The 18037-nt window shown below is 39.2% G+C and carries 15 protein-coding genes and 2 riboswitches; of the genes, 8 read left to right on the plus strand and 7 right to left on the minus strand.

Annotated features, from left to right (window positions below; genetic code table 11):
* Window positions 1–382: 382 nt before the first annotated feature.
* Window positions 383–2677, minus strand: coding sequence for a 5-methyltetrahydropteroyltriglutamate--homocysteine S-methyltransferase (metE, locus tag Q7P97_RS12380; RefSeq protein WP_303969467.1), 2295 nt, complete (start codon window positions 2675–2677; stop codon window positions 383–385).
* Window positions 2678–2822: 145 nt separating this feature from the next.
* Window positions 2823–2953, minus strand: a riboswitch (cobalamin riboswitch).
* A gap of 403 nt (window positions 2954–3356) precedes the next feature.
* On the opposite strand from metE, the gene Q7P97_RS12385 reads away from it, so the two are divergent.
* Together Q7P97_RS12385 and Q7P97_RS12390 are read left to right on the plus strand one after the other, a co-directional pair.
* On the plus strand, window positions 3357–5546 hold the full coding sequence (locus Q7P97_RS12385) for a malate synthase G (protein ID WP_303969468.1): 2190 nt from the start codon (window positions 3357–3359) through the stop codon (window positions 5544–5546).
* 138 nt (window positions 5547–5684) lie between these two features.
* Window positions 5685–6224, plus strand: a complete 540-nt coding sequence (locus tag Q7P97_RS12390; RefSeq protein WP_303969469.1) for a hydrolase — start codon at window positions 5685–5687, stop codon at window positions 6222–6224.
* A gap of 49 nt (window positions 6225–6273) precedes the next feature.
* On the opposite strand, the gene Q7P97_RS12395 is transcribed toward Q7P97_RS12390, so the two are convergent.
* Entirely contained in the window at window positions 6274–6831 is a 558-nt protein-coding gene (locus Q7P97_RS12395; protein WP_303969470.1) for an SLOG family protein, read from the minus strand.
* A complete protein-coding gene (locus Q7P97_RS12400) occupies window positions 6828–7985 on the minus strand; it encodes an acyl-CoA dehydrogenase family protein (RefSeq protein WP_303969471.1) in 1158 nt (385 codons plus the stop codon). The genes Q7P97_RS12395 and Q7P97_RS12400 overlap by 4 nt, the downstream gene beginning before the upstream one ends.
* Window positions 7986–8506: 521 nt before the next feature.
* Here Q7P97_RS12400 and Q7P97_RS12405 point away from each other — a divergent pair.
* Window positions 8507–10195, plus strand: a complete 1689-nt coding sequence (locus tag Q7P97_RS12405) for a methyl-accepting chemotaxis protein (RefSeq protein WP_303969472.1) — start codon at window positions 8507–8509, stop codon at window positions 10193–10195.
* 33 nt (window positions 10196–10228) lie between these two features.
* Here the strand turns inward: Q7P97_RS12405 and thpR are convergent, their stop codons facing one another.
* Complete coding sequence (gene thpR, locus Q7P97_RS12410; RefSeq protein WP_303969473.1) at window positions 10229–10777, minus strand: RNA 2',3'-cyclic phosphodiesterase; 549 nt, start codon at window positions 10775–10777, stop codon at window positions 10229–10231.
* Between the two features lie 176 nt (window positions 10778–10953).
* Here thpR and Q7P97_RS12415 point away from each other — a divergent pair, with 176 nt between their 5' ends.
* A complete protein-coding gene (locus tag Q7P97_RS12415; RefSeq protein ID WP_303969474.1) occupies window positions 10954–11748 on the plus strand; it encodes an HAD family hydrolase in 795 nt (264 codons plus the stop codon).
* 67 nt (window positions 11749–11815) lie between these two features.
* Window positions 11816–12262 carry a small multi-drug export protein gene (locus tag Q7P97_RS12420; protein ID WP_303969475.1) on the plus strand — a complete coding sequence of 149 codons (447 nt, stop codon included), beginning with the start codon at window positions 11816–11818 and terminating at the stop codon, window positions 12260–12262.
* A gap of 42 nt (window positions 12263–12304) precedes the next feature.
* Here the strand turns inward: Q7P97_RS12420 and serA are convergent, their stop codons facing one another.
* Window positions 12305–13891 (minus strand): phosphoglycerate dehydrogenase, encoded by a 1587-nt coding sequence (gene serA / locus Q7P97_RS12425; RefSeq protein ID WP_303969476.1) that lies wholly within the window; start codon window positions 13889–13891, stop codon window positions 12305–12307.
* A gap of 616 nt (window positions 13892–14507) precedes the next feature.
* Between serA and Q7P97_RS12430 the strand changes: the two genes are divergently transcribed.
* Window positions 14508–14822, plus strand: a complete 315-nt coding sequence (locus Q7P97_RS12430; RefSeq protein WP_303969477.1) for a thioredoxin family protein — start codon at window positions 14508–14510, stop codon at window positions 14820–14822.
* A 118-nt stretch (window positions 14823–14940) separates the two neighbouring features.
* On the opposite strand, the gene Q7P97_RS12435 is transcribed toward Q7P97_RS12430, so the two are convergent.
* The gene (locus Q7P97_RS12435; protein ID WP_303969478.1) at window positions 14941–15213 is read right to left on the minus strand and encodes an AbrB/MazE/SpoVT family DNA-binding domain-containing protein; all 273 of its coding nucleotides are present in this window, start codon (window positions 15211–15213) and stop codon (window positions 14941–14943) included.
* Between the two features lie 150 nt (window positions 15214–15363).
* A riboswitch (SAM riboswitch) is annotated at window positions 15364–15470 on the plus strand.
* A 98-nt stretch (window positions 15471–15568) separates the two neighbouring features.
* On the opposite strand from Q7P97_RS12435, the gene metA reads away from it, so the two are divergent.
* Both metA and Q7P97_RS12445 read left to right on the plus strand, forming a co-directional pair.
* Entirely contained in the window at window positions 15569–16477 is a 909-nt protein-coding gene (gene metA, locus Q7P97_RS12440) for a homoserine O-acetyltransferase MetA (RefSeq protein WP_303969479.1), read from the plus strand.
* A gap of 60 nt (window positions 16478–16537) precedes the next feature.
* Entirely contained in the window at window positions 16538–17248 is a 711-nt protein-coding gene (locus Q7P97_RS12445; protein ID WP_498052686.1) for a YetF domain-containing protein, read from the plus strand.
* A 39-nt stretch (window positions 17249–17287) separates the two neighbouring features.
* Here Q7P97_RS12445 and Q7P97_RS12450 read toward each other — a convergent pair whose 3' ends face one another.
* Window positions 17288–17947, minus strand: coding sequence for an HAD family hydrolase (locus tag Q7P97_RS12450; protein ID WP_303969480.1), 660 nt, complete (start codon window positions 17945–17947; stop codon window positions 17288–17290).
* Window positions 17948–18037 lie beyond the last annotated feature (90 nt).

Below are 18037 nucleotides of genomic sequence, written 5' to 3' on the forward strand. Positions count from 1 at the left end.
AACTTCAGGGAGTATCCTTTTGCATTGTTAAGTTTAAGAGCAAGAGTTTATTAATAGTGAGTGAGTTTGTGAGTACGAGGGGATGGAAGCTAGAGTGTCCAGCTTCCGCTCATAGAACACATTTAGCGCTCTATAGCACGCACAATCCGCTCTATCAGACGCCACGAGTGCTCATAGATTCATCTAAGTGATCATAGAACCTTCATAACCGCTCATAGCCTCTAAAGCTAAACATTAATCACAACCATAACCTTAATGCACAACAAAGAGTATCGCCCACTCGCATTGCAAGGGATTGGTTTTTAGGAGAGGTGACTTAAAAACCTTTAAAGAAAAAACTGTCTAAGAAACGAATATAGTTTCTTAGACAGCTCTAAATTCATTATTTAACTGCAACTACGCCTAGCTTTTCACGTGCCTGTACAGTAGCGATTACCATGTTCTTCAATGCAGCAATTGTTTCCTCGCGCTTTCTAGTCTTCAAACCACAATCGGGATTAATCCAGAATTGGTTGGGCTCGAGGACTTCAAGGCCTTTGTTGATAATCTCTGTCATCTCTTCAACAGCCGGAACACGTGGACTATGGATGTCGTAGACGCCTAAGCCGATTCCTTTGTCGTAGTGATACTCATTGAAAGCTTCCACCAAGTCGCCGTGACTACGTGAAGTTTCAATTGAAATGACGTCTGCATCAAGTGCGCTGATCGCCTCAATAAAATCGTTGAAATCACAATAGCACATATGCGTGTGAATTTGCGTCGTATCTTTTACAGATGCAGTAGATACACGGAATGCATTGACTGCCCAATCTAAATAGTGTTTCCATTCAGCTTTTTTCAATGGAAGACCTTCACGAAGTGCTGGCTCATCCACTTGAATCATGTGAATACCTGCCGCTTCAAGTGCTTCAACTTCCTTGCGTAAAGCAAGTGCAATTTGGTTTGTCACTTCTTCTCTTGACAAATCATCACGAACAAACGACCAATTTAAAATGGTGACAGGACCTGTAAGCATTCCTTTTACTTCGTGATCTGTGAGAGATTTTGCATAAACGGATTCTTCGACTGTCATCGGTTTAATGAATGCAACGTCTCCGAAGATGATTGGTGGCTTCACACAACGTGAACCGTAGGACTGAACCCAGGCTTTTTCAGTGAAGACAAAGCCATCTAGCTTTTCTCCGAAGTATTCAACCATGTCCGTCCGTTCGAACTCACCATGAACTAACACATCTAGCCCTAGGTCTTCTTGAATATCAATCCATTCTTTAATTTCAGCATTTACGAAGTCTTTGTACTGTTGATCTGTAATTTCACCTTTTCTCCATTTATTACGTGTAGCGCGTACTTCTGGAGTTTGTGGGAAACTACCTATTGTAGTAGTTGGAAGCAGTGGCAATTGGAATTTTTCCTGCTGCTTCACTTTACGTGCCGCAAATAATGAACTTCGTTTACTGTCGGAAAGTAAACTTCCAGACGTTGCTTCACGCACTTCTTTATTGTTACGAGCGGGGAGTGCGTTAAATGCGTTCAATGCTGCTTCGCTTTTTGCAAATTCGGAGGCGACTTTTTCCCTTCCGTGTAGTAAAGACGTTTGAATCGTTTTGATTTCTTCGATTTTCTCATCAGCAAATGCTAAAGCATTCAATATTGTTGCATCAAGCTTCTGTTCAGAACGAGTCGTAACAGGTGAGTGAAGCAGACTACAAGATGGTTGAATCCACAAGTTATCAGTTGAAACGTGCTTCTGGATTGTTTCAGTCAATACTAGTTTATCCTCCAAATCTGACCGCCATACGTTGCGTCCGTCTACAATTCCGGCTGCAAGCACTTTGTTTTCAGGGAAACCGTATTGCGCCAAGTTCTGTAAGTTTTTCTCGCCTCCGTGGACAAAATCAAGTCCAATTCCTGCAACTGGTAATGCGCTAGTCTCTACATAATGTTCTACTGAATCAAAGTAAGTCTGCAAGAGAATATTTAGCCCATCGAGACTTTTCGTCAACTGTGAATATATTTCAGTGACAGTTTTCATTTCATCTGAGCTAATGGAGGTAGATAGAATTGGCTCATCGATTTGCACCCATTGCACACCTTCATCCTGTAGTTCCTGTAACACTTTTTGATAAAGTGGAATCAATTGCAAGATGATGGATGGTACGTCTTTGTCCGCGTATCCTTTAGATAATTTTAATAATGTATAGGGGCCAAGAAGAACGGGTTTACCTTCAATACCTAGTTCATTCTTTGCTTCACGATAGGCAGCAAGTGGCTTGTTTTCCGTCAACTCAAAACGCTGTCCCTCGTATTCAGGTACGATATAGTGATAGTTCGTATTGAACCACTTGGTCATTTCAGAGGCAACTGCCTCGTCATTGCCGCGAGCCATTGAGAAGTAAGTGGAAGTGGAAACTTGTCCGCCTTTCCAGTTATAGCGTGAAGGTATGATGCCGAACATTGCGGATGTATCTAGTACGCGATCATACAATGTGAAATCACCCACGGCAATTAAGTCCACGCCTGCCTCTTGTTGCTTTTTTAAGTTGGCCAATCGAATCTCTTTCGTTGTTTGAAGAAGCTCGTCTTCTGAGATCTTGTTCGACCAAAATGCCTCGAGTGCACGTTTCCATTCACGATTTTCACCTATAACAGGATAGCCTGTGATACTACTTTTAACCATTGATTATTCCCCCTTGAAATTTTTGTATTAAAAAAACATTTCTCGGGGAAATGTTAGAAGATCGCGTATGTATAAAACACATGCATAAAAAAGCATATATTTATAGACTGCGTATGTCTAACACTTCCCTATTCACCGTAGGATTAAGCGTTGTGAAAAATAGGCAGGTGTCTGGCTGGACGCTGGGCGTCTTCACAGTGGCGGGACCGCTCCAAGAAAGGATTCCCTATTAAGAAATGAAAGGTTTTTCATTTCACCCATTTTTCAAACTATTCAATTCAGATGATTGTCTTTAAAGCTATCATATGGAAAAACAGGTGTCAACTTGCTATCTATATTTAATGATTACTACTTATAGAACAATTATTGAGTAGAAAGATAGGGGCGAGAGGAGGGAAGACTTCTCTACATAAACTGTTATATAACTGTTGTAGATGATTACAATCACGTCTGCTTTATCGAGATGTGAAAATTTTCACAATTCAGTTGAAAGTTAACTAGACTTTAGGTATGATATGTACTAACACGTCTTCAAATGAAGAAATTGATCATCTTTTATGTGCTAATTTTTAATTAGCAGGCTATGGGGTATTGCTGAATAATCGATGATAATTAGTGTTCATCGCTACATGTTATACAACAGAGTGGCGCAAAAAATATTAAGGGGTGGCTTTTTTCCATGACAAATTATGAAAAAGTAGGTAAACTGCAAGTCGCGACAGAACTGTATAACTTCGTAAACGAAGATGTTCTACCAGGCTTAGAAATCCAAAAAGATCAATTTTGGGCAAACTTTGATTCGCTCATTCATGAACTTGCTCCTGAAAACAAAGCGCTATTAGAAAAACGTGATGAATTGCAAAAGACTATTAGCGAATGGCACCAAAATAATAAAGGCGAAATTGATTTCGCTAAATATAAAGAGTTTTTACAAGAGATTGGCTATTTAGAGCCAGTTCCTGAAGACTTTAAAGTAACAACAGCTAACGTTGACAATGAAGTCGCAAACCAAGCAGGCTCACAATTGGTAGTTCCAATTGATAACGCTCGTTATGCTTTAAATGCAGCCAATGCTAGGTGGGGAAGTCTATACGATGCACTTTACGGATCGGATGTAATTAGTGATGAAGCGGGTGCTGAAGCTGGTGTTCAATACAATCCGATTCGTGGACAAAAGGTTATCGATTTTGCGAAGAATTTATTAGATCAAGCGGCGCCTTTAGCTGAGGGTTCTCATGCAGAGGTAACAGCTTATAAAATTGTAGAAGGTAAACTTCAAGTGACGCTTGAAAGCGGTAACACGGTTCTATTACAAGATGAGTCCAAGTTTGTTGGATATAATGGCAGAGAAGACGAGCCTACTGCTATATTGTTAGTGAATAATGGATTGCATATCGAAATCGCAATCGACAAAAATAATCCAATCGGTAAAAGTGATAAAGCTGGTGTGAAAGATCTAGTACTTGAAGCGGCACTTTCTACGTTGATGGACTGTGAAGACTCGATTGCTGCAGTGGACGCCGAAGATAAAGTTGGCGTATACCGTAACTGGCTTGGTCTAATGAAGGGTGACTTGGAATCTACATTCAAGCGTGGTAGTAAAACAGTTACAAGGAAACTAAATGCTGATCGTACGTATACTGGTGGTGATGGCAAGCAGTTGACACTGCGTGGTCGTTCATTGATGTTCGTACGTAATGTAGGTCACTTAATGACTAACAATGCGATCCTAGATGAAAATGGCAATGAAGTACCGGAGGGTATCTTGGACGGTGTTCTTACATCTTTGATTGCTACGCATAACTTTAAAGAAAACGCAGAGTTTAAAAACTCACTTCATAATTCTATTTACATCGTAAAGCCGAAAATGCATAGTCCAGCTGAGGCGGCCTTTGCAAACAAACTATTTGATCGTATTGAAGATCTACTAGGTGTTGAACGCAATACGATTAAAATTGGGGTTATGGATGAAGAGCGCAGAATGTCACTGAATCTGAAATCTGCAATTAATGAAGTAAAAGAGCGTATTGCATTTATCAATACTGGATTCCTTGACCGTACAGGTGACGAAATTCATACATCTATGGAAGCGGGGCCAGTCATTCGCAAAGCAGATATGAAGACATCTAAGTGGCTATCTTCATATGAAGCTGCAAACGTGGCAGTCGGAATTGGAGCGGGTCTACCAGGTCACGCGCAAATAGGTAAAGGAATGTGGGCTATGCCGGACCTAATGGCTGCAATGCTTGAACAGAAAATCGCTCATCCAAAAGCAGGAGCGAGCACTGCCTGGGTTCCGTCACCAACAGCTGCAATTTTGCATGCATTGCATTACCATGAAGTAAATGTTAAAGAAGTACAAGCTGGAATCGACAGTTCAATCGATTACCGCGATGGTATCCTTGATATTCCATTGGCGCCTAATGCAGATTGGTCTACTGAAGAAGTACAATCGGAACTAGATAACAACGCACAAGGAATCCTAGGTTATGTAGTTCGCTGGATCGACCAAGGAGTAGGGTGTTCAACAGTTCCTGATATCAATGATGTGGGATTAATGGAAGACCGTGCGACCTTACGTATTTCGAGTCAGCACATTGCAAACTGGTTACGTCATGGCGTTTGTACGAAAGAACAAGTAAAGGAAACTTTGGAGCGGATGGCAAAAGTAGTAGATCAGCAAAACGCGGAAGATGAATTGTATCAACCGATGGCTCCGAATTATGATGATTCTATCGCGTTCCAGGCGGCATCCGACTTGATCTTTAAAGGGGCGGAACAACCGAGTGGATATACGGAGCCTATCTTGCATGCTCGACGTATTGAAGCTAAAGCGAAAGCAAAACAAAAAGCGACTGTACAAAACTAATAACCATTCCGAACCGCCTCTCTTTCTCTAAAGAAAGAGAGGCGGTCTTTTACGTAATTAAATAGAGGTGGATATTTTTCTAATAAATCTGTAAACATGCTATACTAGCAGGAATGTTGAAAAGGGGATGAATAAAATATGTTGCAAACCAATCAAACAGTTTTCGTATTAGTAGATGTTCAAGGAAAGCTCGCACAAATCGTCAATGGAAGTAAGGAATTGCATGATAACCTGGAAAAACTGATTAAAGGATTACACGTATTGGATGTTCCAATTCTATGGCTAGAACAATACCCTGATGGTTTAGGGCCGACTACTGAATCGTTATCGAACTTGCTTGAAGGTCAGCAACCGATTGCGAAAATGACATTCAGCGCAATGGGCAATGAAGAATTTGTTAATCAACTGGAGAAACTGGGAAGAAAGCAAGTATTAATTGCGGGAATAGAAACCCATATATGCGTCTATATGACAGCAGCTGATCTTGTAAAGCAGGGCTATGAAGTAGAAGTAGTCGTAGATGCTGTGACCTCCAGAACCGAAGCCAATAAAATGATTGGTTTGCAAAAGATGAAGCATCTAGGAGTCTCAGGTACTTGTGTAGAAACCGCTTTATATGAGTTGCTTGGTGAGGCGGGGACAGATAAATTTAAACAAGTGTTAAAAGTAATTAAGTAAATCAAAATAGACAAAAGCGAAATGCCTATTTTCGGCATTTCGCTTTTTATTATTCCCATTGTTCTCGCTGTAAATCTTCCGCGATGAGTTGTAGATCATCAGCGGTTATAGACAATAACTCATAGTTGGTTGTCTCGGCTAGTTGTACCGCCATTTTTTTCAGGAATTTTGGTGAACCTTCATTTTCTTCATCATATAGAAGCAACAAAGCATCTGAATTTCGAAGTAGGAACTTATTCTTCTCGACAAATTGCCAAGGTGCTTCATAAGGTTTATTCGTCAGACTTACAGAATAATCGGCTAGTGCTATGATTTGCTCGTATGTTTCTTGTTTACGTTCATTCCAATTCGATTGCTGATCAAGAAATGGCGTAATGACCGCGTATTGTAATTGGGGATAGTCTTCCTGTAATTCCCACACGCATTCAATAATCCACGTTTCAACACCGAGCTGTCCACTGACTATAACCCATTCAAGACCTTGATCTAGAAGAGTTAATAATTGATCCGTCAATGCTTTTTTGATGATAGGTATTCCTTGATGGTCTTCATTAAAAATTCCTAGTTCATGGGCTTTGTAACCGCTCACGAGTAGACGTTTAATCATTGTTGACCACTTATTGCTGCTTGTGCAAGTTTTGTAATCGTCATATCATCCATCGGTGGATTGTGAAGACCAGCCCGTACATCGCGATAATGTCTCTGAAGAGGGTTCGATAATTCCAAACTCTTTGCACCTACAATACGCATCGCTAAGTTAACAATTTCAATTGCACTGTTTGTCACGATCGATTTCGCTACTCCAAGCTCATTTTGTAAGTGAACCCGACGTGCAGAATCGTCGTAAATACCTGCTATATCATAAAGTAAGTGGCGTGCCTTAATCAGCTCTAAATCCATCTTTCCGATTTGCGTTTGAATATTGAATAGGGAAGCAATAGGTTCGTTGAGACTGTTTGGCTGATAAGTAGCCGCAAAGTGCACTGCATAATCACGAGCCGCCTGGGCAATTCCCATATAACATGCAGGAATATGTAGAAGCCAGCCATTTTGTTTAGTAGCGCGTGGCTCTTCATTTACTTCTACTAACTGTTCGTTTGTTGCTTGGACTTGATCTAGTACGAGCGTCTGGCTTTCTGTGCCGCGCATTGAAATCATATGCCAAGTATCTCTGATGGAAAGACCAGTCGTTTCACTTGGTAATAAAAAGAAACCTGTTTTTTGTTTTTCTTCAATCCAAACAGATACCAGGATATGAGTAAGGGCGGGTGCCATAGTTGTAAACGTCTTTTCTCCTGAAATCACCCAACCATTTTCAGTGCGTACCGCGGTTGTTTGTGGACGGCCGCCACGAGTTGGACTCCCAGTCTGTGCTTCTGTAACCGAGCGATTAACAAGCGCGCCTTGTTGAATCGCTTCACTAAACTGTGCCAGTTGTTCTTCCGACCATTTACGGCTCTCGTACAGCTCACCAACGACTCCTTGATGCCAGCCGATTGCAAGAGCGGTAGCGCTATCGAAGCGAGCTATAGTTTCTTGGAAAAGTACCATGTCCGTCACTGTGCTACCCGCGCCTCCGAATTCTTTAGGTAGGGTAAGCGTCGTATAGCCCATTTCCACAAGTTTTTCTATATTCTCTTTTGGGAATTTTGAGAGCTGATCAGACCGTTCTGAAAAGCTGCTGAAAAACGGACCTGCCTCAGTCAATTCATTGACCCATCGGCGTTGAAAGTCCGTTGTGATAAAAAGTTCTGTCGACACGAGTAACACGTCCTAACTACTTCAGTCTAATACTGCTTTTATTTGTGTATTATTTTGTAAATATATGTAGAAATGAAAGATTACCTTGAGTGCTTCTCTCAAGAGTCATGAAATTCTAGTATACTAGAAAAACAAAAAAAATACCATTCTGACGAAAGAAAAAAGTTCGTGTCGTATGATGGAGAAAGGTTAGTGTATTTACGTTCTGTTCATCAACTTTTATTGCTGACGAATTCTTACGTTTTTTAAAATTCGATTTTTAAAAACCGTTATAAAAAGCGTCTTTTAACTATATATTAATACCATAAAGTCACGATATGTATGTTGATCTTCAGTCTCGGAAAACTAAATACCTAGTAATGGCATAACTTTATAAAATATGAGTGAATATCATGTCAAAGGTTATGTTTTTAAGAATATTATGGTAAAGTATATACTGAAATAACTATGTTGATGTATAATAATAACTGGATATAAAGTTTTAAGTTGTACTGACAATTTAATAGAGGAGAATGGAAAACATGAAGTTTACAGTGGGTAAAAAGCTGTGGTTTGGTTTTATGAGTGTGGTTATCATCATGATTATTATCGGTGTTATCGGATTCCTGTCGCTAAAAAGTGTCAATGAAAAGTATTCGTTTTTAATTAATGATCGGATGCATAAAGTGATTTTATTAGAGCAACAGCAAAGTGATCAAAATAATTTAGCTAAAGATATTAGAGGATACATGTTATATGGCAATGAATCTTACATAAAAGAATTGGAAGAAACTCAATTACGTATAGAAGAACGCTTAACTGAATTAGGGAGAATTATATCAAACAACTCTATGCAGGAAGCTTTATCTTCTATTAAAGAAGCGAGTACTGAATACGATAAAGTACTTCTATCTATTATAGAAGAGAAACGTGCGGGGAATGATGAACAAGCACTTGCAATTGGAACAAACGGGGCTGGTTATCAAGAGACAATTTCGGATAATATCAATCTAATAACTGAATATCAAAGACAACAGCAACAAGAGTTGGAAGAAGATGTAGCGAGCTATACAAAAAGTGCATTTTTATTGGCTGGTTCCTTAATCATATTCGGCATCATTGGTAGTATAATCATCACGATTGTGATCAGTCGTTTGATTAGCCGTCCAGTTGCGCGAATGACTTCAGCGCTTACTGAAGTATCGGCTGGAAACTTTGCGATAGATGAAGTGAAGATTAAAAACAATGATGAAATCGGTGATATGTCTACTGCACTGAATGTAATGGTTATTGATTTGCGAGGGATCATCGATCGTGCGAAAAATTCAGCTTTGCAATTGGCAGCACAATCAGAAGAATTGTCCGCAAGTGCTGAAGAAAGTTTAGCAGCGTCTGAGATGGTAGCGGAAATTTCAGAAAAGAATTTGCAAACAAGTGAAGAGCAGGCAAACATTGTCAATCAATCTACCGTCTCGATGGGTGAAATGGTAACTGCAATTGATGTCATTACACAAGATAACGAAGAAATGCTGAATTCTTCTGAAGATGTGGCGCGATTGGTTAAGGAAGGTTCTGCACTCATGGGGGAAACAACCAATCAGATGACAAATATTAGTCAAAACATCGGGGACTCTATGACGACTATTAATAAAATGTCTAAGCACACCGAAAGTATCCGTGGTGTCACATCGATGATCGCAGCGATTGCTGAACAAACTAATTTACTTGCACTAAACGCGGCGATTGAAGCTGCGCGTGCAGGAGAACATGGTAAAGGTTTTGCTGTCGTAGCTGAGGAAGTACGGAATCTGGCGGAGCAGTCCAAGCAATCTACTCAAGAAATTGGCCGAATGATTGATACAATCATTCACGATGTAGAAACGGTAGTAATGAGCACGGAGGAAGGCGGAAAGCGTGTAGCTGAAGGCCTAATATCCACAGAAAAAACAAATTCTATCTTCATGGATATCGAGCATGCTACTTCAGACGTCAGTGAAAAGGTATCAACGGTATCTGCAGCGATTGAAGAAATTCGCGCGATGACCGATGAAGTGACAGAAGGAGCCAAACAAGTGGAAGAATTGGCTGTTCAGGCAGCGGCAGAAGCTCAGTCTACTAGCGCTGCAACAGAAGAACAGTTGGCGGCTAATGAGGAAATCACTTCAAGCGCACAATCTTTGGCTCAACTTGCGGAACAACTTCAACATGATATGTCACGGTTTAAAGTCTAATAAACAGAAAGGAGTTGATTGCAAATTATGCAATCAACTCTTTTTAAATGGAAAATAAGCAATTGTTTCATATGAGGGACTTTCATTCGGATGAATCTTGAATAAAGAAAAACCTTCTATTGTAATAGGCACAGGTTCAATCATCTTTTTTTCTAATTGCAGCTTATCCGTCGTTTTTCTTTTTTTAGCTATTGTGATATGCGGAACAAAACGTGTATCTTTTTCCAGCTCCAGAATATTTTCAACCCGTCTGGCGATTTGTCTTTGTAATTCACTTAATATACTTGAAGGCTGGACTGCAAGAAAAACGACACGTGGTCCACTTGCAGATCCGAAGAAAGACATGCCTTTTACGTACATTGTGAATTCTTTATTCGATAGAGCAATTTTCTGTAGACAAGATTTCAGCCATGGGAGTTTGGCTTCATCGAGCTCACCGATATAGCGCATAGTTAGATGCAGATCTTTTGCGTGTGGAATCACTTTGTATTTCTCTATCAATTGATATTCAGCACGAAATTGCTGGGCTATTTCTTCGACTGGATGAGCAGTAGGGATGCCTATAAAATAATGTTGTGCCAATTCCAGCTCACCTCCTATTTAGTAGGTTCCCTTACTCTCAGAAAAATATGCATATTTCGATGATAATCTTCGTATAGTTCATCGTCCTCTGTAACGTACTAACAAATTACTTGAGTAATGTGTATAATGAGAATGGGATATAACACAATCATTGTAATGAGAAAGGGGATGTCAAAATGATTAAAACACTGATTTTTGATCTAGATGACACACTGATTTGGGATGCCAAGAGTATTTCAATGGCATTTCAAAAAACATGTGAGTATGCGACAAAGAAAACAGGAGTCAATCCAGTTGAACTCGAGCATGCGGTACGTCAGGAAGCAAGAGATTTGTATGCTACATACGAAACATTTCCACATACTCAAAACATCGGGATTAATCCTTTTGAAGGACTATGGGGTGTCTTTGACGATGAAGGGGAAGAATTCCAGAAAATGAAAGAGATTGTTCCAGGCTATCAAAAAGAGGCTTGGATTAGAGGGTTAAAGAAATTAGGGGTTAATGATGAGGCATTCGGAAGAGAACTGGCTGAAATGTTTCCGAAAGAGCGTAAAAATAGTCCTTATATATATGAAGAAACGTTTGAAGTGTTAGATAAGTTAAAGGAAGATTATCAGCTGGTCCTACTGACAAATGGATCACCGAGTCTACAGCAAATTAAATTAACGATATCGCCTGAAATACCTGGTTACTTTGATCATATAATTGTTTCTGGCGCATTCGGAAAAGGAAAGCCTGATGCTTCTATATTTAAATATGTTCTTGATTTATGCGGCATTCAAGCGGATGAAGCATTGATGATTGGTGATAACCTAATGACAGATATTTTAGGTTCAAGCCGTGTTAATATGCATAATGTGTGGATCAATCGTGAGAATAAGCCACCGAATGATGAAGTAAAACCTACTTATGAGATTGACAATTTACATGGGCTATTTCCTATACTTACAACACTAGAAGACCGATGAGATCATCTCATCGGTTTTAATTCTTTTCTACTCATAGCTACTGGTTTAAATAGCAAGGAGGTGCATCATGCTAGAATATCTTTTGGTGTTTTTAGGAGCGGCTATACCGTGGATTGAAATCATGATTGTCATTCCTTTAGGTATTATTAGAGGGTTATCGCCTATGTGGGTAATGCTACTTTCATTTGCTGGTAATATGTCAACTATCCTTCTTTTGATTATTGGTTTCCACCCTATTAAAGAATGGATGGAACGCAGAAAGCAAAAGAAAGGAAAAGGTGAATCGAAACGCCAACAACGCGCAAAACAAATTATGAATACATATGGACTACCTGTTTTAGCACTTGCAGGTCCAATATTAATTGGGACACATATCGCGGCCTTTATTGGTCTTGTATTCGGCGCGAAGAAAGTGAATACGGCGATTTGGTCTGCAGTCAGTATTGCACTTTGGTGTTTAGTGTTTGGTATTCTGACCGCTATGGGATTCGACTTTTTTGTTAATCGTACATAAAGAAATCCAGCTGATAAAATGATCAGCTGGATTTCTTTATTCTTATAGATCTATTGCTTTAGCATCATTAATATTTTGAACTTCTTTAATACGCTTGATCGAATCAGCCTCAACGTGGTGGTCAACAGCTAACATCATAATTGCATATCCACCTTCAGTAGAACGTCCAACCTGCATCGCTGCTATGTTGATGTTTTCATTTGCTAGAAGTGTACCTACACGACCAATTGCACCTGGCTGATCCATGTGGCGGATGAATAATAAGTGACCGCTAGGAATCGCATCCACTACATAATCATCGACTTTTACAATACGTGCTCCTAGACCGTTCAGAAGTGTACCTGCTACTTTGCGGACACCTTTTTCTGTAACGATTTCTACTGTAATCAGGTTCGAGAAGCCTTTACCTGTAGTTGTTTTTTGTTCATTCACTTTAATGCCGTAACGATCAGCTAATAGCTTCGCGTTTACATCATTTACAGTTTCGCCAAGATTACGCTTCAAAATACCTTTAACCGTATTACGAGTTAATGCTCGTACATCGTAGTTTGCCAATTCTCCAGCATACTGAATGTTGATTTCATGGATAACCGAGTTTTGAATTTGTGATAAGAACATGCCCAATTTCTCCGTAAGATCGAAGAATGGTTCGATTTTCGCCAACACATCACGGGAAACAGATGGCAAGTTCACTGGGTTACGAACAGATCCGATTGTCAGGAAGTTCACTACATCGCGGCTTACGTCAACTGCGACTGATTCCTGTGCTTCGAATGTACTTGCTCCCAAGTGAGGAGTTGCGATCACTTCATCTAAAGTTAATAATTTGTGACCTACGAATGGCTCTTCCTCGAATACGTCCAATGCAGCACCCGCTACTTTACCAGCGACAATTGCGTCATATAAAGCATCTTCGTCAATGATTCCACCGCGTGCACAGTTGATAATTTGTACACCGTCTTTCATTTTCGCAAAAGCATCTTTATTGATCATTCTGCGCGTCTCTTTAAGTAGTGGGGTATGAACTGTAATGAAGTCTGCTGCTTCGAGTACTTCATCTACTGTTCCGATTTCAATACCTAACTTCTTCGCAATATCTTCAGTTAGAAACGGATCATATGCTACTACATTCATACGCTGTCCTCTTGCACGTCTTGCCACTTCAGCACCGATACGGCCAAGTCCGATGATTCCTAAAGTTTTATTTTTCAATTCCACACCTAGGAATGATTTTCTATCCCATTTATTGTTTTTTAATGAGTTGAAAGCCTGAGGAATTTTACGTGCCATAGACATCATCATTGCAATTGTGTGCTCTGCAGCGGAGTTCGTGTTACCGTCTGGAGCGTTGACAACAATAATTCCTTTTTCAGTTGCTGCGTCCAAATCGATATTATCGACACCTACACCTGCACGACCGATGATTTTTAGTTGATCTGCTGATTCCAACAATTCTTTAGTAACGGTTGTCTGACTACGAACTAATAGTGCGTCAAAGCCTTTGATTCGCTCTTTCAACTGATCAGGTGTTAAGTTTGTCTCCATTACAACTTCAAAACCTTCTGCTTGTCGTAGTGGGAAAATTCCGTCCTCGCTAAGTGGGTCACTAATAAGTATTTTAAAAGCCATGGTATTCATTCTCTCCTTCAATTGTTTGTAGTGGATTTTTTAGTGAAAAAACTATGTGTGATTGACCGTATATGTATGTTACGGGTTACCTCCTTTTAGCTAAAATAAAAAAGCCTTCCATCCCTTACATATAAGTAAGGGGCGAAAAGCTCGATAAACTAACGCGGTACCACCCTTGTTTTGCTGCAAAAGCAGCCTTCATTCAGCATGCGTAACGTACATGTGACGGACCAGCCTACTAAAAAAGTTCAGCCAATCAATTCGGAAGTGCCTCCAACCTTGGAATTTGCTGATTTTCACCACTGCATCAGCTCTCTAGAAAATTCGTTAAAGGAAGGTATCTCTTCGTCGAAATTGTTAATCAACTATTAATTTAGATTTATCATAACACGTCAAAAACTATTGTCAATTGCTTTCCTGCAAAAAACAGAAAACAGTCAAATACGAACGTAAATAGTGAATTATTTGTGAACGTTCGTGTTTTGGACGTTAATTATAAAGATATATCCTAATTTCGATTTAGTAAATGGAAATGGCATAAGTCGTCTGAAGAGAAGATGTACTAGTAAGCGTGCTATAGTGACCTTATACTATTCGTAAAAAGGAGTGTTTGGAATTGAAAAATTTAGAATCTCTAGAGCAGTTTGAGCAACTTAAACAACGAGAACGAGTCATTTTCTTATTCACTGCAGATTGGTGTCCGGATTGTAGAGTGATTGAACCATTCTTACCGACATTGGAAACGGAATTTAAGGAATACGAATTTGTCTCTGTTGATCGTGACGATTTCATTGATCTATGCAGTCAGTTGGATATATTCGGTATTCCGAGCTTCATAGCGTTCAGCAAAGGGACAGAAACAGGCCGGTTCGTTAGTAAAAATCGTAAAACTAAAGAAGAAATCGAAGAATTTATTAATAGCTTGGCGTAATTTACTGTATCCATAATTGAGATCATGGATACAACTAAACAAAGGACTGAAGACAACGATAAAAGTTGTTTTCAGTCCTTTTCTATTGAGCCACATGCTCCATTAGTTGTTATGTGTTTTATTTTGTGTAATCTTTCAATTGCTCCATCAGGATTTCTGCGCCCCGTGGACTAATGAATAGACCGTTTGACAACTGTTTATTTTCTTCCATCACTTCACCCGTGATGAAACATGCTCTGTTGACTTGATACTTTCTTAAAATTATTCTATCGTCCTCTGCGAAAATTTCGATAGGATCACCCTTATCGATTGACAGAGAATTTCGAAGTTCTTTTGGAATCACAATCCTACCGAGATGATCTACTTTACGAACAATACCTAAAGACTTCATAAGCTCCTCCTCGAAGAAATGTAGTTGGTAATTTCTATTATACACAAAAATATACTATCTACAATTTACAAAACTTGAATGCGCAGAACAATTCGATAATTCTGCTATACAATTAAATTATTAATGCTATAATAGTCAGTAATTAAATATTTCTTATCAAGAGAAGCTGAGGGATTTGGCCTGATGAAGCTTCAGCAACCTCTGTGCAAACAGGAAGGTGCTACCTCCAACAAGATTGTTGTCTTGAGAGATAAGAACGGTGAACGGTCAACCCTCATTTTCTTATCCAAGAGAAATGAGGGCTTTTTGTATAGAAATAATAATAATAATAATAGATCTTCAAGGGGGAATTAGCATGCCGATTAACATACCAAAACATCTACCAGCAGGGGAATTATTGAAAGAAGAAAAAATCTTTATTATGGATGAAGAACGTGCGACTACACAGGATATCCGTCCAATTAATATATTGATCTTAAACTTGATGCCTGAAAAAGAAAAGACAGAATTACAATTACTTCGATTGCTTGGTAATACACCATTACAAGTAAATGTTACATTTCTTAATACGGCTACCTACGTTTCAAAAAACGTCAGTCAGAATCATCTAGAAACTTTCTATACTACCTTCGAACATGTCAAAAATCGTCGTTTTGACGGTATGATCATTACAGGTGCCCCAATCGAACTTCTACAATTTGAAGATGTAGTGTATTGGAAAGAGTTGGAGGAAATTATGGAGTGGACAAAAACGAATGTAACGTCTGTACTTCATATTTGTTGGGGGGCACAAGCAGCGCTTTATCATCATTATGGAATTGACAAGTTCGAGTTGCCAAAGAAGTGTTTTGGAGTGTTTTCACATGACATTACCGATCCGACAGTGAACTTGGCACGAGGATTCAATGATGTATTTGTAGCGCCACATTCACGTCATACAGGAGTGCCATTAGAAGAAATAAAGAGTCATCCCGAATTGACTTTACTATCTGCTTCTGAAGAGGCAGGTGCATTCATTGTAATCTCAAATGATGCAAAGCATATTATGGTCACGGGACATTTAGAGTACGATGCACACACATTAGGGGATGAATACACGCGTGATATAGAAAAAGGAGCGGATATTGATGTTCCGGAAAACTATTATCCGAATGATGATCCGACAAATGAGCCTTTAAATACTTGGCGTTCTCATACCCATTTATTATTCTCCAATTGGCTCAATTACTACGTCTACCAAAAAACTCCTTACAACTGGAGTTAAAAGAATTGTTGTATAAATTCCTATAGTTTGCACATACTCCGACTACTGGAGGTGTATGCAGTGAACATAGATGAATTTTGGGAATTGGCTTTTTGGGAAATGACGTTACGAACGGTGATCTCATTTATTGTGCTGTTGATTTTAGCGCGTTTCATGGGGAAGAAACAAGTGTCTCAATTGACGTTCTTTCATTATGTGACTGGTATTACAATTGGTTCGATTGCAGCCAATTTGGCAGGGGAGTCTGAAACTCCGTTCTTGAATGGTTTATATGGAATGATTTTGTGGGCGGTGTTAACGATACTTGCCAACTTTTTATCGTTCAAATCCATCAAACTTCGAGTATTACTCGATGATAAACCAATGATTGTCATTCAGAATGGAAAAATCCTAGAAGGTTCCATGCGTAAATTACGGTTGAGTTTCAATGATCTAAATATGATGCTACGAGAGCAGTCGGTATTTTCGGTGAAAGATGTCAATTACGCGATATTTGAAACGAATGGTAATTTAAGTGTCATGTTAAATACGGGTGAGAAATATGCGACGAAGAAAGATGTCAAAGCTCCATCACCGACGCCAAAATATATTCCGACTGAAATTATTACTAATGGGAAAGTAGAAGAGAAAAATATGCGGGAACTTCAATTGACTGATAATTGGCTAACAGAACAACTGAAAAAGCAAGGAATTTCCAAGCCAGAGCATGTTCTTTATGCAGAAATTCAGACAGATGGCAGTTTATACATTAATACATTAAAATCAACTTAACGTGAAGAGCCCTGATATCGTCAGAGCTCTTCACGTTTTTTATAGTATTTCCCACTTTCTTTTTTTAGCCACTGCAGTAAGTTTTTCATCTGGACGAACTGCTACAGGGTACCCAACTTTCTCTAAGACTGGAAGATCTGAAATACTGTCACCATAAGCAAAGCTATTATCCCAATTCACAGTTTCCCCTTGCAGTACATGCTCGATTTGTTCATTTTTTCGTGTGCCTTGAATATGTAGAAAAGGCTGATCCATCGCTAGTTCATCTCCATTTGAAGGTATGTCTGTGCCAATAATCTTATCGAATGTTAGATGACTTGTAACAGCTTTCAAAAAAGGAGTATAAGCTCCAGAGACGAGCAAGACATGGTATCCATCTTTTTTATGTTCGGCTAGCCGATTAACGACTTGTTCATTGAAGTCAGGCAACATTACGTTATGCATGCCTTTAAAATACTCATGTAGTTCTGTCATTGACAATGAATCCAAAGCTTGGAGATAAAGACGCATAGAACGTTCTTTCATAACAGATTCAGGTAGAATTTTGAGTTTATAACGAATATATAGCGGTAATATCGAGCGATAGAATTTTCCATAGTACTGCTTGTATTTAGGATGATTCTTTAATTGCTCCATAAGTAATTTAAAGGTTTCTTTCGTGTACAACGTACCATCAAAATCAAATATCGCAACTTTCATATAGACACTCCTCTATTGTATTCTTCTATATAGTATACAAATATAACGAGTGTAAATGCAAAAAAGCAGATGGGCAAATACTCCATCTGC

The organism is Sporosarcina ureae, assembly GCF_029267015.1.
GTDB classification, from domain to species: domain Bacteria; phylum Bacillota; class Bacilli; order Bacillales_A; family Planococcaceae; genus Sporosarcina; species Sporosarcina ureae_D.

Coding starts and splice junctions, on each gene's coding strand:
- metE (WP_303969467.1), bottom strand. CDS start 2,677: ATGGTTAAAAGTAGTATCACAGGCTATCCTGTTATAGGTGAAAATCGT.
- Q7P97_RS12385 (WP_303969468.1), top strand. CDS start 3,357: ATGACAAATTATGAAAAAGTAGGTAAACTGCAAGTCGCGACAGAACTG.
- Q7P97_RS12390 (WP_303969469.1), top strand. CDS start 5,685: ATGTTGCAAACCAATCAAACAGTTTTCGTATTAGTAGATGTTCAAGGA.
- Q7P97_RS12395 (WP_303969470.1), bottom strand. CDS start 6,831: ATGATTAAACGTCTACTCGTGAGCGGTTACAAAGCCCATGAACTAGGA.
- Q7P97_RS12405 (WP_303969472.1), top strand. CDS start 8,507: ATGAAGTTTACAGTGGGTAAAAAGCTGTGGTTTGGTTTTATGAGTGTG.
- Q7P97_RS12415 (WP_303969474.1), top strand. CDS start 10,954: ATGATTAAAACACTGATTTTTGATCTAGATGACACACTGATTTGGGAT.
- Q7P97_RS12420 (WP_303969475.1), top strand. CDS start 11,816: ATGCTAGAATATCTTTTGGTGTTTTTAGGAGCGGCTATACCGTGGATT.
- serA (WP_303969476.1), bottom strand. CDS start 13,891: ATGGCTTTTAAAATACTTATTAGTGACCCACTTAGCGAGGACGGAATT.
- Q7P97_RS12435 (WP_303969478.1), bottom strand. CDS start 15,213: ATGAAGTCTTTAGGTATTGTTCGTAAAGTAGATCATCTCGGTAGGATT.
- metA (WP_303969479.1), top strand. CDS start 15,569: ATGCCGATTAACATACCAAAACATCTACCAGCAGGGGAATTATTGAAA.
- Q7P97_RS12450 (WP_303969480.1), bottom strand. CDS start 17,947: ATGAAAGTTGCGATATTTGATTTTGATGGTACGTTGTACACGAAAGAA.